Below are 15008 nucleotides of genomic sequence, written 5' to 3' on the forward strand. Positions count from 1 at the left end.
CCCCCTTTTAGCGCTTACCGATCAGCGCTTGTCTTCGACCTTCCACACCTTGCCGTCGTAGAACGCCTTCCAGCCCGTCGGCTTGCCGTCCACCTCGGACTGTACGTACTGCTCCTTGGTCTTGCGGCTGTAGCGGATCACCGCCGGGCGGCCATCCGGGTCCTTCTGCGGCGCATCGCACAGGAAGTGGTACTTCGGATCGATCTCATGCTTATGCGGGACGATTTCCAGCACCAGCGGCGCACGGGTTTCGCGGTTCTTCGGGAATTGGCTGGCAGCCAGGAATAGCCCCGAGGCACCGTCGCGCAGCACGTAGGTATCGTCGACCTTCTCGCACTTGAGCTCCGGCATGTCCACCTTGTCCATCTTCGGCGGCGCCGCCTCACCGTTCTTGAGCAGCTTGCGAGTGTTCTTGCACGCAGGGTTGGTGCAACCGAAGAACTTGCCGAAACGGCCGGTCTTGAGCTGCATCTCGCTGCCGCACTTGTCACATTCCAGGCTCGGCCCTTCGTAACCCTTGATGCGGTAGCTGCCCTCTTCGATCTCGTAGCCCGGGCAGTCCGGGTTGTTGCCACAAATGTGCAGCTTGTGTTTTTCGTCCAGCAGGTAGGCATCCATCGCCGTGGCGCAGATCGGGCAACGGTGCTTGCCACGCAACACCAGAGATTCGGACTCGCCTTCGTCGTCAGCAGCGATCTCGTCGCCCGGCACCAGGTTCACGGTGGCCTTGCAACGCTCCTTCGGCGGCAGGCTGTAACCCGAGCAGCCGAGGAAGACCCCCGTGGAGGCAGTACGGATCATCATCGGCCGGCCGCACTCTTTGCACGGAATGTTGGTCAGCGTCGGCTGATTGGCGCGCATGCCGTTCTCGGCCGACTCGGCGGTCAGCAGCTTCTTGCTGAAGTCGCCATAGAACTCGTCGAGGACGTTCTTCCAGTCGCGCTCGCCCTGTGCCACGTCATCGAGGTTCTCCTCCATGCCGGCGGTGAAGCCGTAGTCCATGAGGTTGGAGAAGCTCTCCGAGAGGCGTTCGGTGACGATGTCGCCCATCTTCTCGGAATAGAAGCGACGGTTGTGCAGGGTCACGTAGCCGCGGTCCTGGATGGTGGAGATGATCGCCGCGTAGGTCGACGGGCGGCCGATGCCGCGCTTTTCCATTTCCTTGACCAGGCTGGCTTCGGTGTAGCGCGCCGGTGGCTTGGTGAAATGCTGGCTGGGGTCGAGCTGGATGAGCTTGAGCACCTCGCCCTGGGCCATTTCCGGCAGCACGTCATCTTCGCCCGGCTTGCTCTGCTGGGGCAGCACACGGGTGTAGCCGTCGAACTTGAGGATACGGCCCTTGGCCCGCAGCTCGAAGTCGCCGGCATTGACCGTGACACTGGTGGACAGGTACTGCGCAGGCGGCATCTGGCAGGCCAGGAACTGGCGCCAGATCAGTTCGTACAGGCGTTCGGCGTCCCGCTCCATGCCACTGAGCTTGCTCGGGTGGGTGTTCACGTCCGAAGGACGAATCGCCTCGTGCGCCTCCTGGGCGCCTTCCTTGCTGCCATACACCACCGGCTTTTCAGGCAGGTACTGCTTACCGAATTCGCGCTCGATGTAGCTGCGCGCCATATCCAGCGCATCGACCGACAGGTTGGTCGAGTCGGTACGCATGTAGGTGATGTAGCCAGCCTCGTAGAGGCGCTGCGCCATCATCATGGTTTTCTTCACGCCGAAGCCCAGGCGATTGCTCGCTGCCTGCTGCAGGGTAGAGGTGATGAACGGCGCAGACGGTTTGCTGCTGGTCGGGCGATCTTCACGCTTGGCCACGCTGTAGCTGGAGGCCTTGAGCTTCTCCAGGGCCGCCATGGCCTGGGCTTCGTTCAGCGGCTTGAAGGCTTCGCCTTTTTCGCGCGCCACTTCGAAGCGCACCTTGGCGTTCTTGGCAGTGCCCAGGTCAGCATGGACTTCCCAGTACTCTTCCGGGACGAATGCACGGATCTCACGCTCGCGCTCTACCACCAGCTTGACCGCCACCGACTGTACGCGGCCAGCCGAAAGGCCACGGGCGATCTTGGCCCACAGCAGCGGCGAAACCATGTAGCCAACCACGCGATCGAGGAAGCGGCGCGCCTGCTGGGCGTTGACCCGGTCGATGTCCAGCTCGCCCGGCTGGGAGAAGGCTTCCTGGATGGCCTTCTTGGTGATTTCGTTGAATACCACGCGCTTGTAGCGGGTGTCGTCGCCACCAATGGCCTCGCGCAGGTGCCAGGCGATGGCTTCCCCTTCGCGGTCCAAGTCGGTTGCGAGATAGATGGTGTCGGCATCTTTGGCCAGGCGACGCAATTCGTCGATGACCTTTTCCTTGCCGGGCAAGATCTCGTACTTGGCCTTCCAGCCAGCTTCCGGATCGACGCCCATGCGTGCCACCAGCTGGCGACGGGCCTTCTCCTTCGGCGACAGGGCCGGCGCCTCACCTGCGGCCTTGCCGCGCTTGGCCGCCGGTTCCTTGCTGGCGCTGGCCGAACCGCTGGTGGGGAGGTCTCGGATATGGCCGATACTCGACTTCACCACGTACTGGCTGCCCAGGTACTTGTTGATGGTCTTGGCCTTGGCCGGGGATTCCACAATGACCAGCGATTTGCCCATGGATCGGAGTATTCCTGAATCTGAAGATGAAAAACGCGTCAGGTGCCGGACGCGGCACCGCTATATATAGTGGCAACAGAGTGAGGTCAAGCGCTCAGGTTCAGTCGCTTGCCGTGTCGGGACGCTTGAACATCCCCTCCTCGGCCTTGACCAAAGCAAAGCGCGGCACCTGCTCGCCGTCAACCTCGACAGTGTCATGGAACAGGGCCAGAGGCCGGGCACCCAGGCCGTAATCACCGTAAAGCAACTGGTAGATCACCAGCAACTCATCGGTTTCCGTATGATGTGCAACGCCCAGCACGCGGTACTCCGGCCCTTTGTAATGCCGGTATACGCCTGGCTGTATCTGCATGTCGCTCACCCTCTTGAAACAAATCTTGTAAAAAACAAAAACCGGGGCACGAGGCCCCGGTTGCTGTCGATGACGCGATCAGACGCGTTCGAAGACAGTCGTGATGCCCTGGCCCAGGCCGACGCACATGGTGGCGACACCCAGAGTACCGCCATTCTGCTTCATGACGTTGAGCAGGGTCCCGGAAATCCGCGCGCCCGAGCAACCGAACGGGTGGCCCAAGGCGATGGCGCCGCCGTGCAGGTTAACCTTCTCATCCATCTTGTCGAGCACTTTCAGATCCTTGAGCACTGGCAGGGCCTGTGCGGCGAAGGCTTCGTTGAGCTCGATGAAGTCGATGTCGGCCATGGTCAGGCCGGCGCGCTTGAGGGCTTTCTGGGTCGACGGCACCGGGCCGTAGCCCATGATCGCCGGGTCTACGCCCGCCACGGCCATCGAACGGATCACCGCCAAGGGCTGGATCCCCAGGTCCATGGCACGCTGGCCGGACATGACGATCATGCACGAGGCACCATCGGTGATCTGCGACGAAGTACCCGCGGTGACGGTACCGCCCTTGGGGTTGAATGCCGGCTTGAGCGATGCCAGGCCTTCGAGGGTGGTTTCCGGGCGAATGGTCTCGTCGTAGTCGAAGACCTTGAGGAAACCGTTCTCGTCATACCCTTGCATCGGGATGATCTCGTCCTTGAACTTGCCTTCGACCGTTGCCTTGTGGGCAAGCTGGTGCGAACGCAGACCGAACAGGTCCTGCTGCTCACGGGTGATGCCGTGCATCTTGCCGAGCATCTCGGCAGTCAGGCCCATCATCCCCGAGGCCTTGGCCGCGTGCAGGGACAGGTGCGGGTTCGGGTCGACACCATGCATCATGCTGACGTGCCCCATGTGCTCCACGCCACCGACCACGAACACGTCGCCGTTGCCGGTCATGATCGCCTGGGCAGCGGTATGCAGCGCGCTCATCGACGAGCCGCACAGGCGGCTGACGGTCTGGGCTGCCGAGGTATGCGGGATCGGAGTCATCAGCGACGCCATGCGGGCGATGTTCCAGCCCTGCTCGAGGGTCTGGTTGACGCAGCCCCAGATCACGTCCTCGACTTCCTTCGGATCGACCTTGTCGTTGCGCTCCAGCAGCTTGCTGATCAGGTGCGCGGACATGTCCTCGGCACGGGTGTTGCGGTGCATACCACCCTTGGAACGGCCCATCGGCGTGCGACCGAAGTCGACAATCACCACGTCTCTTGGATTCAGGCTCATATCAATACTCTCGCTCTAACTCGTTGGGCGCTCAGTTGAAGAAGCGCTGGCCGCTCTTGGCCATTTCGCGCAGCTTCGCGGTCGGGTGGTACAGCGGCCCCAGATCGGCGTACCGGTCTGCCAGGGCGACGAACTCGGCGACCCCGATCGAATCGATGTAGCGCAGCGCGCCACCGCGGAAGGGAGGGAAGCCGATGCCGTAGACCAGGCCCATGTCCGCCTCGGCGGCGGTTTCGACGATGCCGTCTTCCAGGCAGCGAACGGTCTCCAGGCACAGCGGGATCATCATCCAGTTGACGATGTCCTCGTCGGTCACTTCACGCTGTTCGAAGACGATCGGCTTGAGCACTTCCAGCACCGAGGGGTCGGCGACCTTCTTCGGCTTGCCGCGCTTGTCGGTTTCGTAGGCGTAGAAGCCCTTGCCGTTCTTCTGGCCCAGGCGGTTAGCCTCGTACAAGGCATCGACGGCGGAACGGCGATCATCCTTCATGCGGTCCGGGAAGCCTTCGGCCATGACGTCGCGGCCATGGTGGCCGGTGTCGATGCCGACCACGTCCATCAGGTAGGCCGGGCCCATGGGCCAGCCGAACTTTTCCATGACCTTGTCGATGCGCACGAAGTCCACGCCTGCGCTGACCAGCTTGGCGAAACCACCGAAGTACGGGAACAGCACGCGGTTGACCAAGAAGCCCGGGCAGTCGTTGACCACGATCGGGTTCTTGCCCATCTTCTTGGCGTAGGCCACGGTGGTGGCGACCGCCACGTCACTGGACTTCTCGCCACGGATCACTTCCACCAGCGGCATCATGTGCACCGGGTTGAAGAAGTGCATGCCGACGAAATTCTCCGGGCGCTTGAGCGCCTTGGCCAGCAGGTTGATGGAGATGGTCGAGGTGTTGGAGGCAAGGATCGCATCTTCCTTGACCTGCCCTTCCACTTCCGCCAGCACGGCCTGCTTGACCTTCGGATTCTCGACCACGGCCTCGACGACGATATCGACAGTGCCGAAATCACCGTAGGACAGGGTCGGGCGAATGGCATTGAGCGCCTCGGCCATCTTGGCCGGGGTCAGGCGGCCCTTCTCGACACGCTTGCCGAGCAGTTTGGAGGCTTCGTTCAGGCCCAGCTGGATGGCTTCTTCGCGGATGTCCTTCATCAGGATCGGCGTGCCCTTGACCGCCGACTGGTAGGCGATGCCCCCCCCCATGATGCCGGCGCCGAGCACGGCGGCCTGCTTCACGTCGTGGGCGATCTGGTCATGGGCCTTGGCCTTGCGCTTGAGTTCCTGGTCATTGAGGAACAGGCCGACCAGGCTTTCGGCGACCGAGGTCTTGGCCAGCTTGGCAAAGCCTGCGGCTTCGACTTCCAGGGCTTTGTCACGGCCGAAGTTGGCCGCCTTCTGGATGGTCTTGATAGCTTCGACCGGTGCCGGGTAGTTCGGGCCGGCCTGGCCTGCCACGAAGCCCTTGGCGGTCTCGAAGGCCATCATCTGCTCGATGGCGTTGAGCTTGAGCTTTTCCAGCTTGGGCTGGCGCTTGGCCTTGTGGTCCAGCTCGCCGCTGATGGCGCGCTTGATCAGGTCCAGGGCTGCGGCCTGCAGCAGCTCGGGGGCCACCACGGCATCGACGGCACCGACCTTCAGGGCGTCCTCGGCACGGTTTTCCTTGCCAGCGGCGATCCATTCGATGGCGTTATCCGAACCGATCAGGCGTGGCAGGCGCACGGTACCGCCGAAGCCCGGGTAGATACCCAGCTTGACTTCAGGCAGGCCGATCTTCGCCGTGCTGGACATCACGCGGTAGTCTGCTGCCAGGCACATCTCCAGGCCGCCGCCCAGGGCGATGCCGTTGATGGCGACAACGGTCGGCACTTCGAGGTCTTCGAAGTCGTTGAAGATGCGGTTGGCTTCCAGGTTCCCGGCGACCAGCTCGGCCTCGGGCAGCTTGAAGTTGTCGACGAATTCGGTGATGTCGGCGCCGACGATGAACACGTCCTTGCCGCTGCTGACGATCACGCCCTTGATGGCGGCGTCGGCCTTGATGGCATCCACGGCCTGGCGCAGTTCGTCCAGGGTCAGGCGGTTGAACTTGTTGACGGACTCACCCTTGAGGTCGAACTTCAGTTCGACGATGCCGCTTTCAAGAGCCTTAACCGTGATGGCTTTACCTTCGTAAATCATCAACTGATCTCCACGATATGGAAGCTGAACTGTACACGCCGAACGCTGAGCATAAGGGCCGGCTTGGCCCCTACCCAGGCACACCCGTCAGCGCGCGAGTCGGGATTCTGTTAGAGCCGTTCGACATACAAACGCTCAATTCATACGCCCGTTTGATTTGGGTACGCACACATTCCTCGAAAAGATCGACGTTGTCAAATGCTCGCAAGCACGGTGAAAACGCGACTTTCCGGTCATTTTGCACCCAATGGGTACGAAACATGATGACAGTGATAGGCAGGTATTCATGGCGCAGCGCATGCCTTGAATTTTGCGGCGCCGATAAAATCGAGCGCCGCGCGGGGGGCGCTGGATCTCACACCCGCCCAATATCCCAACCCTATCAAGCGAGGGCTTCGAGGACCTGGGCAATATCCTGCAAAACAGATTTGTCGCCCCGCTCGCCCCAGTACAAGGCAAGCATGCGGCTGTCGGCTTCGATCTTGTAGACGCTCGCCGGCAGGCGCGCAAAGGCCTCGCACAGACGCGCGTCCTCACATGGTTCGCGCCACTGGTTCCACCACACACCAGGGGTGACCTGCCAATACACCCAGGTATCGTCATGGCCTTTACGACGCGCGCGGTGGTATTGCGGGCAAGGACTTGGCGGCTCCTTTTCCAGCCAATGAGGCCAGGTCTGGGGCGCCAGCTGCATGGCAAGGCCCATGCGTCGCCCCTCCATGCGCAAGTTCATCTGTTCGCTCTGCTTGCGCGATGGGCGCAACCAGGCCAGGGGGCTGAGAATCAGCGCAAGGATTGACACCACCAGCCATACCGTCATATCTGTAGTTCCCATAAAGCGTTGCAAATGAGCTGGTTAGCCAGGTTTCACGGCATTCGGCCCGAAAGCGACCATACTTCTACTATCGCGATTGCAGGAGTACCACCCATGTCCTACGAACATCTTCTGGTCGCAGTCGACCTGACCGAAGAATGCGACCCGGTGATCAAGCGTGCCATGAAACTCGCCGAGCCCACGGGTGCCAAGGTCTCCCTGGTGCATATCGTCGAACCCATGGCCATGGCCTTTGGCGGAGACGTGCCAATGGACCTGTCGCAATTGCAGCAGCAACAGTTCGACCAGGCCAAGGAGCGCATGGATCGCCTGTTCAACAAGTACCCGACCATCAACCGTGGCGACTCGCACCTGACCTACGGCCAGCCACGCCAGGAAATCCACCAGTTGGCCAAGGAGCAGAATTGTGACCTGATCGTGGTGGGCAGCCATGGCCGCCATGGCCTGGCCCTGCTGCTGGGCTCCACCGCCAACGACGTGCTGCACGGTGCGCCTTGTGACGTGCTGGCGGTACGCCTGCTGAAGAAAGAAGGCTGACACGTACTTGGGGCTGCTTTGCAGCCCGCTCCCACAGGGCCAGCGATGCCCCTGCAGGAGCGGCGCTGCGGCGGTCCCGCTTGCCCCGCGATGGGGCGCATAGCGCCCCCGATACGCTCTACCCTTCCAACTCGGCCCAACGCTCGACCAGGGCGTCCAGCTCACCCTGCATCTGCTCCAGCTTGGCCAGTACTGCCGAGGTCTCGCCAATCGGGCGCTGGTAGAAACCAGGGGCATTGACCTCTTCCTGGACCGCGGCCATACGCTGCTCCAGCGCGTCGATCTGTCCCGGCAGGGCTTCCAGCTCGCGCTGCAGCTTGTAGCTGAGCTTCTTCTTCCCAGGCTCCACCGCAGCGGCAGACGCAACCGGCGCTGGCGCCGCCTGCTCGACAGGCTTCTCCACCACCGCGCTGCCAAGCTCTGCCTTGCCGCCCTTGCTCTCGGTCACGCCCAGCAGCTTCGGCGAGCCACCCTGGCGGATCCAGTCCTCATAGCCCCCGACATATTCGCGCACCCGCCCCTGCCCTTCGAATACCAGGGTGCTGGTGACCACGTTGTCGAGGAACGCCCGGTCGTGGCTGACCATCAACACGGTGCCCTTGAAGTTGGACAGCACTTCCTCGAGCAGCTCGAGGGTTTCGACGTCCAGGTCGTTGGTCGGCTCGTCCAGCACCAGCAGGTTGGCCGGCTTGCTGAACAGCTTGGCCAGCAACAGGCGCGCCCGCTCACCGCCCGACAAGGCCTTGACCGGCGTGCGGGCACGCTGGGGGCTGAACAGGAAATCGCCCAGGTAGCTGAGCACGTGGCGATTCTGGCCATCGATCTCGATGAAGTCGCGCCCCTCGGCAAGGTTGTCGATCACCGTTTTTTCCAGATCCAGCTGGTGGCGCATCTGGTCGAAGTAGGCGACTTCCAGCTTGGTGCCGCGCTCGACCTTGCCACTGCTGGGCTCCAGATCGCCCAGCATAAGCTTGAGCAAGGTGGTCTTGCCGGTGCCATTGGCGCCCAGCAGGCCGATGCGGTCCTCGCGCTGCAGGACCATGGAGAAATCCTTGACCAGCATGGGGCCGTCGGCATGGGCGAAACTGACGTTCTCCAACACCATGACCTGCTTGCCGGACTTGTCCGCCACCTCGATCTGGATGTTCGCCTTGCCCTGGCGCTCACGCCGTTCGCCACGCTCCACACGCAGGGCCTTGAGGGCGCGTACACGGCCTTCGTTGCGGGTACGCCGAGCCTTGATACCCTGGCGAATCCACACTTCCTCCTGGGCCAGGCGCTTGTCGAACAGCGCATTGGCGGTTTCCTCGGCGGCCAGCATGGCTTCCTTGTGCACCAGGAAGCTGGCGTAGTCACCGTTCCAGTCGATCAGGCCGCCGCGGTCCAGCTCGAGGATACGGGTGGCCAGGTTCTGCAGGAAGGAACGGTCGTGGGTGATGAACAGCACCGCACCGTTGAAACCGCTCAGGGCTTCCTCGAGCCAAGCGATGGCGCCGATGTCCAGGTGGTTGGTCGGCTCGTCGAGCAGCAGCAAATCGGGTTCGGACACCAGTGCCTGGGCCAGCAGCACACGACGACGCCAGCCACCGGAAAGCTCTGCCAGAGTCTTGTCGGCCGGCAGCTGCAGGCGGCTCAGGGTGCTTTCCACCACTTGCTGCAGGCGCCAGCCGTCGCGGGCCTCGAGCTCGTGCTGGACATGCATGAGTTTCTCCAGGTCGGCGTCGCCCTGGATGTTCTGGCTCAGGTGGTGATATTCGGCCAGCAGCGCCCCGACACCGTCCAGGCCCTCGGCCACGACGTCGAACACGCTGCGCTCGTCGGCCACCGGCAACTCCTGCGGCAGCTCGCCGATCTTCAGGCCCGGGGCCCGCCAGATCTCACCGTCATCGGGCCGTTGCTCGCCCTTGACCAGGCGCAGCATGCTCGACTTGCCGGTGCCGTTGCGACCGATGATGCACACCCGCTCGCCACGCGCGATCTGCCAGGACACCTTGTCCAGCAGCGGCATGGCACCGAACGCGAGGGACACATCGCTGAATTTGAGCAGGGTCATAATCGTCTCCAAAAACCGGGCGCGCATTCTACCTGACTTACCCCTTCCCGGCATCAACCCGGCCATATTCCAAGGGCCGTGCGACACCCGGTCGAAGATAATCTCCGGATACAAGCACAGTGCTTTCATCCGCCGCCGGCAAACGGCTAAGCTAAGGCAATAGATCCCAACAGTGCTGGCTCCGCCGTCACTTTCCCATGGTTCAACTGCCCGGACGTCTCATGCGCAGCCGCCTGTTCCAACTCGTTTCCTGCCTGTTGCTCACCGCCACCGCCGCGAGTGCGGCACAGGCCATCGACATCACCCAGCAACGTCAGTACTACGACGAAGCCAAGCGCGCCTTGGCCAAGGGCGACAAAGGCCCCTACCTGCGCTATGCCCAGGCACTGCGTGACTACCCGCTGACGCCCTACCTGGCCTATGACGAGCTCACCGCCCGCCTCAAGAGCGCCAGCAACCAGGAAATAGAAGGCTTCCTCGCCAAGCACGGCGACCTGCCCCAGGCCAACTGGATGAAGCTGCGCTGGCTGCGCTGGCTGGCCGAGCGCGGAGAGTGGAACACGTTCGTCAAGTACTACGACCCCAAGCTCAACTTCACCGAGCTGGACTGCCTGAACGGCCAGTACCAGATCACCCACGGTCAGCGTGCCGAGGGCTTCGCCAGCGCCGAAAAACTGTGGAACGTGGGTAAGTCGCAACCGGCGGCCTGCGACACCTTGTTCGGCCTCTGGGCCGCCGAGGGCCAGTTGACCGAAGCCAAGCGCTGGCACCGGGCCAAGCTGGCGGCCCAGGCGCGCAACTACGGCCTGGCCAACAGCCTGGTGAAAAGCCTGACCACCCTTGCCCCCCAAGGCCGCCTACTGATCGACGTGGCGCAGAAGCCGCAACTGCTCAACCAGCCGTCGCGCTTCACCCCGGTCAACGAGGCCATGTCCGATGTGGTCAGCCTGGGCCTGCGCCGCCTCGCCCGCCAGGACCCGGAACGGGCCATGGCGCTGCTCGACGACTACGCCCAGCGCATGCACTTCTCTCGTGACGAGAAAGTCGCCATCGCTCGCGAGATCGGCCTGACCCTGGCACGCCGCTATGACCCGCGCGCCCTCGACCTGATGACGCGCTACGACCCCGAACTGCGCGACAACACCGTCAGTGAATGGCGCCTGCGCCTGCTGCTGCGCCTGGGGCGCTGGGAAGAGGCCTACAAGCTGACCCAACGCCTGCCCCAGGACCTGGCCAGCAGCAACCGCTGGCGCTACTGGCAGGCACGCAGCCTGGAGCTTGCCCAGCCGAACAACCCACAGATCCCGCTGCTGTACAAGACCGTGGCCCGTGAACGCGACTTCTATGGTTTCCTGGCCGCCGACCGGGCGCAAACGCCCTACCAGTTGAACAACAAGCCGCTGGTGCTGAGCCAGCAGGTAATCAACAAGGTTCGCAACACCCCGGGCATCCGCCGCGCGCTGGAATTCCACGCCCGCGGCCAGATCGTCGAAGGCCGCCGCGAGTGGTACCACGTCAGCCGTCATTTCAACCGCGACGAGATGGTCGCCCAGGCGCGCCTGGCCTACGACCTGCGCTGGTACTTCCCGGCGATTCGCACCATCAGCCAGGCACAGTACTGGGACGACTTGGACATCCGCTTCCCCATGGCCCATCGCGACACGCTGGTACGCGAGGCCAAGGTACGCGGGCTGCATTCGAGCTGGGTGTTCGCCATTACCCGCCAGGAAAGCGCCTTCATGGAAGACGCCCGCTCCAGTGTCGGGGCCAGCGGCCTGATGCAACTGATGCCGGCTACGGCCAAGGAGACGGCGCGCAAGTTCAACATACCGTTGGCTTCACCGTCGCAGGTGCTCAACCCAGACAAGAACATCCAGCTGGGGGCGGCTTACCTGAGCCAGGTGCACGGGCAATTCAATGGTAACCGGGTGCTGGCATCGGCAGCCTACAACGCCGGCCCCGGGCGAGTACGTCAATGGCTCAAGGGCGCCAAGCACCTGAGCTTCGATGTCTGGGTAGAATCGATACCGTTCGATGAGACCCGGCAGTATGTACAGAACGTACTGTCCTATTCGGTCATCTACGGGCAGAAGCTGAATTCACCGCAGCCGTTGGTGGATTGGCATGAGCGTTATTTCGACGATATGTAACGGGGTGGGCTACGCGGACGGGCGCTATTTGGTTCGTCGTTCGGGCCCTATCGCCGGCAAGCCGGCTCCCACCGGACCTACGCTGTCTTCAGAGACACCGCGATACCTGTAGGAGCCGGTTTGCCGGCGATAGGCTGCAAAGCAGCCTCTAGAACCAGAGCCCACCCCCGTCCACCAGGCCAGGCGCCGTCTGTAATCTTGAGGCAACAAGAGGCCGGAACACAGGGGCCCATAGCCCCCTACTCAAGCACCTCGACCGCCATCCCCACCCGCAACTCCCCACTGCCATCCACCGCCAGGTTCTGCCCGAACAACACATCCCCCTCACGCTCGCGGAACGTCTTCAAGGTCGTCAACGGTTCGCGATCCGCGCTGCGCTCCCCGGTCGCCGGGTCCAGGGTCGTCAGGATGCAACGCACGCTAGGCTTGAGCACCCGGAAAACCAGGCCGCCGATACGAATCCGCTTCCACCCGTCCTCGGCAAACGGCTCGCCGCCCGAAACCACCAGGTTCGGTCGGAACCGCAACATCTCCATGGGCCGCCCGATCCGTCGATTCAGCTCATCGAGCGAGCCCTGCCCGATCAACAGCAAAGGAAACCCGTCCGGGAAAGCCGCACGATCACTGTTGAACCCATAGCCATTGGGCAGGTAGCGGGCCCGCTGCTCGGGGCAATGCACCAGGCGCACCGGCTTGCCGAGCAGCTCGCTCAACCAGGCCGCGGCGGCGTCGCCGGCATCGGGCACGCGCAGGGTATCGCGCCATATGGTCACCCCCCGCAGCGCCTCGTCGGCAGGTGGTACAGGCACCGTAAGCGGCGCCTGCCCCGATGTTTCAAGCAGCAATTGGCCATCCACCGCATAACTGGCCTTGAGCTGCCCCAGGCGCGGCCAGGCCCGCTGGGTAAGGAAGCGCCCATTGTCTTGCTCCACCACCATCCAGCGCCGGTCGCCCTGCAGGCCCAGCATGTCTACCGTCGAAGCCTCGAGGCTCTGGGCCTGCCCCGATTTCACCGGGTACCGATACAACGCACTCAAAAACATCCCTGCCCGCCTCGTGCCAGTCGAAAGCGCAAGCTTATACCCGGCAGTGGCCAGCAAGCACTAGGCGGTGGCCTCATCCAACATCAGCCGCTGGTGGACCACCTCCACCAACCGGTCAGGCTGGAACTTGGACAGGAAGTTGTCGCAGCCGACCTTCTTGACCATCGATTCGTTGAAGCTCCCCGACAACGAGGTATGCAGCACCACGTGCAGACCGCGCAGACGGGCATCGTTGCGAATCTCCGTGGTCAGCCGGTAACCGTCCATTTCCGGCATTTCCGCATCGGTGAACACCATCAACAACTTCTCGCAGACGTCCTCCCCTGCATCGGCCCACCCCTTGAGCATGCGCAAGGCCTTCAGGCCGTCACTGGCCACATGCAGCTTCATGCCCAGCTGGGACAGGGTCTCGCGCAACTGCACCAGGGCGACGCTGGAGTCGTCCACGAGCAACACTTCACGCCCACGTGCCCGCGCCAGGACCGGGTCGTCGAGCTTGTCCCGGGAAACGCGGGTGTTGTAGGGCACGATCTCGGCCAGGACCTTCTCCACATCGATCACCTCGACCAGTTGCTCATCGACCTTGGTGATCGCCGTCAGGTAATGCTGGCGCCCGGCACTGGAAGGCGGTGGCATGATCGCTTCCCAGTTCATGTTGACGATGCGATCGACACCACCGACCAGGAACGCCTGTACCGAACGGTTGTACTCAGTGACGATGATGGTGCTGTCCGGCCCCGGCTGCAGTGGACGCATGCCGATCGCCTGGGACAGGTCGATCACCGGCAGCGTCTGGCCGCGCAGGTTGACCACGCCGCAAACGAACGCATGGCGCTGTGGCATCAATGTCAGCTTTGGCAGTTGCAGTACTTCCTGAACCTTGAACACATTGATGGCGAACAACTGGCGGCCTGCCAACCGGAACATGAGAATCTCCAGGCGGTTCTCACCCACCAATTGCGTTCGTTGGTCGACCGTGTCGAGAATGCCAGCCATTGGAAACCCCCAGGCTTGAGTCAGGTGAATGATGTCATCTGCCCTGTATCGGCGGCTTGGGCAGCAGCTTGACCTGCTATGAAAAATGCATGATGCCCAATTGATATCAATTTAACATCATGCTCTACTGCTTACAGCCCTACTAGCCCCGCCCTTGCGCCCTCGCTTTGAAAACCATCAGGGTTTCCCCTAGTGGCAATCGGGTGCGACCTGATATTCCCCATATCCGTTAGCCATTAATGTGACGCCTTTCTCAATGCATGAATGGAGTCAGGCTTTGCTAGCGACAGTCTCGGTGTTGCCAAGCGCGTGTCCCGCCCTGCACACAGGGGCGTCATGATGGACAACGCACCACTGAACAATGGCGTTCTCCAGGATTTCCTGGTGGATGCACAGGTGTGGCTGACAAAGTCGCTGGAATGCCTGCAGCATCTCGAGCTGATCCACAACGATCCCGATGCCTGCTTCTGCCTGAACGAAACCCTCGAGACCCTCGCCCGTCGCGCCAACCTGCTGGGCCTGCTGGAAGTCGCCCACTACACGGCCTCCCTGCAACGGTTGCTCGAGCCAGCCTGCCGGCAACGGCATCTGGGCAGTGAAGCCTTGAGTGCGCTGCACGCATGCCTGAACCTGCTGGCCTGGCAATTGGAGCTGGTCGACGCTTCGACCGGCCGCCTCAGCCTGGATACCGAGGAACAACAGCTGCTGCTAGGCGAGCTGGCCGATGCCGTGGGCCAACCCCTTCCCGAGCTGTGCGGCCCTTGCCGGGCCCGTGGCGATGTTTGCGTTCACGCACGTCCCACCCAGGCGATATCCAGGCCATCCAGCAGCCTGAACAGCCCCCGGCATTGAGGTCCGTGCCCAGGCATTCGGGTGTGTTCCAAACCCATCGTCATACAGACAGCCCACGACACGACTTAACGCTGCTTGCGCCCGAAAACACCGGGGTCCCAGGCCATTACCCAGCAGCGACCAAAT

At 62.6% G+C, this 15008-nt stretch carries 11 protein-coding genes; 3 read left to right on the forward strand and 8 right to left on the reverse strand.

What is annotated here, in order from left to right:
- Window positions 1-21 precede the first annotated feature (21 nt).
- From topA to ACNFCI_RS07965, 5 genes are all read right to left on the reverse strand, one after another.
- Complete coding sequence (gene topA, locus ACNFCI_RS07945; protein WP_084859240.1) at window positions 22-2631, reverse strand: type I DNA topoisomerase; 2610 nt, start codon at window positions 2629-2631, stop codon at window positions 22-24.
- Window positions 2632-2731: 100 nt separating this feature from the next.
- Window positions 2732-2983, reverse strand: a complete 252-nt coding sequence (locus tag ACNFCI_RS07950; protein WP_084859241.1) for a DUF1653 domain-containing protein — start codon at window positions 2981-2983, stop codon at window positions 2732-2734.
- Between the two features lie 78 nt (window positions 2984-3061).
- On the reverse strand, window positions 3062-4237 hold the full coding sequence (gene fadA, locus ACNFCI_RS07955) for an acetyl-CoA C-acyltransferase FadA (protein WP_084859243.1): 1176 nt from the start codon (window positions 4235-4237) through the stop codon (window positions 3062-3064).
- A 31-nt stretch (window positions 4238-4268) separates the two neighbouring features.
- Window positions 4269-6416: a fatty acid oxidation complex subunit alpha FadB gene (gene fadB, locus ACNFCI_RS07960; protein WP_084859244.1), complete on the reverse strand. Its 2148-nt coding sequence runs from the start codon at window positions 6414-6416 to the stop codon at window positions 4269-4271.
- A 382-nt stretch (window positions 6417-6798) separates the two neighbouring features.
- Complete coding sequence (locus ACNFCI_RS07965) at window positions 6799-7236, reverse strand: hypothetical protein (protein WP_084859246.1); 438 nt, start codon at window positions 7234-7236, stop codon at window positions 6799-6801.
- A gap of 108 nt (window positions 7237-7344) precedes the next feature.
- Between ACNFCI_RS07965 and ACNFCI_RS07970 the strand changes: the two genes are divergently transcribed.
- The gene (locus ACNFCI_RS07970; protein ID WP_084859247.1) at window positions 7345-7788 is read left to right on the forward strand and encodes a universal stress protein; all 444 of its coding nucleotides are present in this window, start codon (window positions 7345-7347) and stop codon (window positions 7786-7788) included.
- A 118-nt stretch (window positions 7789-7906) separates the two neighbouring features.
- Here ACNFCI_RS07970 and ACNFCI_RS07975 read toward each other — a convergent pair whose 3' ends face one another.
- A complete protein-coding gene (locus ACNFCI_RS07975) occupies window positions 7907-9841 on the reverse strand; it encodes an ATP-binding cassette domain-containing protein (RefSeq protein WP_084859249.1) in 1935 nt (644 codons plus the stop codon).
- Between the two features lie 221 nt (window positions 9842-10062).
- Here ACNFCI_RS07975 and ACNFCI_RS07980 point away from each other — a divergent pair, with 221 nt between their 5' ends.
- Window positions 10063-11991: a transglycosylase SLT domain-containing protein gene (locus ACNFCI_RS07980; protein ID WP_084859250.1), complete on the forward strand. Its 1929-nt coding sequence runs from the start codon at window positions 10063-10065 to the stop codon at window positions 11989-11991.
- A 239-nt stretch (window positions 11992-12230) separates the two neighbouring features.
- On the opposite strand, the gene ACNFCI_RS07985 is transcribed toward ACNFCI_RS07980, so the two are convergent.
- On the reverse strand, window positions 12231-13034 hold the full coding sequence (locus ACNFCI_RS07985; protein ID WP_368829512.1) for an MOSC domain-containing protein: 804 nt from the start codon (window positions 13032-13034) through the stop codon (window positions 12231-12233).
- A gap of 60 nt (window positions 13035-13094) precedes the next feature.
- Complete coding sequence (locus tag ACNFCI_RS07990) at window positions 13095-14030, reverse strand: chemotaxis protein (protein WP_084859051.1); 936 nt, start codon at window positions 14028-14030, stop codon at window positions 13095-13097.
- 339 nt (window positions 14031-14369) lie between these two features.
- Here ACNFCI_RS07990 and ACNFCI_RS07995 point away from each other — a divergent pair, with 339 nt between their 5' ends.
- The gene (locus ACNFCI_RS07995; protein WP_368829513.1) at window positions 14370-14882 is read left to right on the forward strand and encodes a histidine kinase; all 513 of its coding nucleotides are present in this window, start codon (window positions 14370-14372) and stop codon (window positions 14880-14882) included.
- The last annotated feature ends 126 nt before the right edge of the window (window positions 14883-15008 follow it).

The sequence above is a fragment of the Pseudomonas sp. NY15356 genome, assembly GCF_048068175.1.
GTDB lineage: Bacteria > Pseudomonadota > Gammaproteobacteria > Pseudomonadales > Pseudomonadaceae > Aquipseudomonas > Aquipseudomonas putida_K.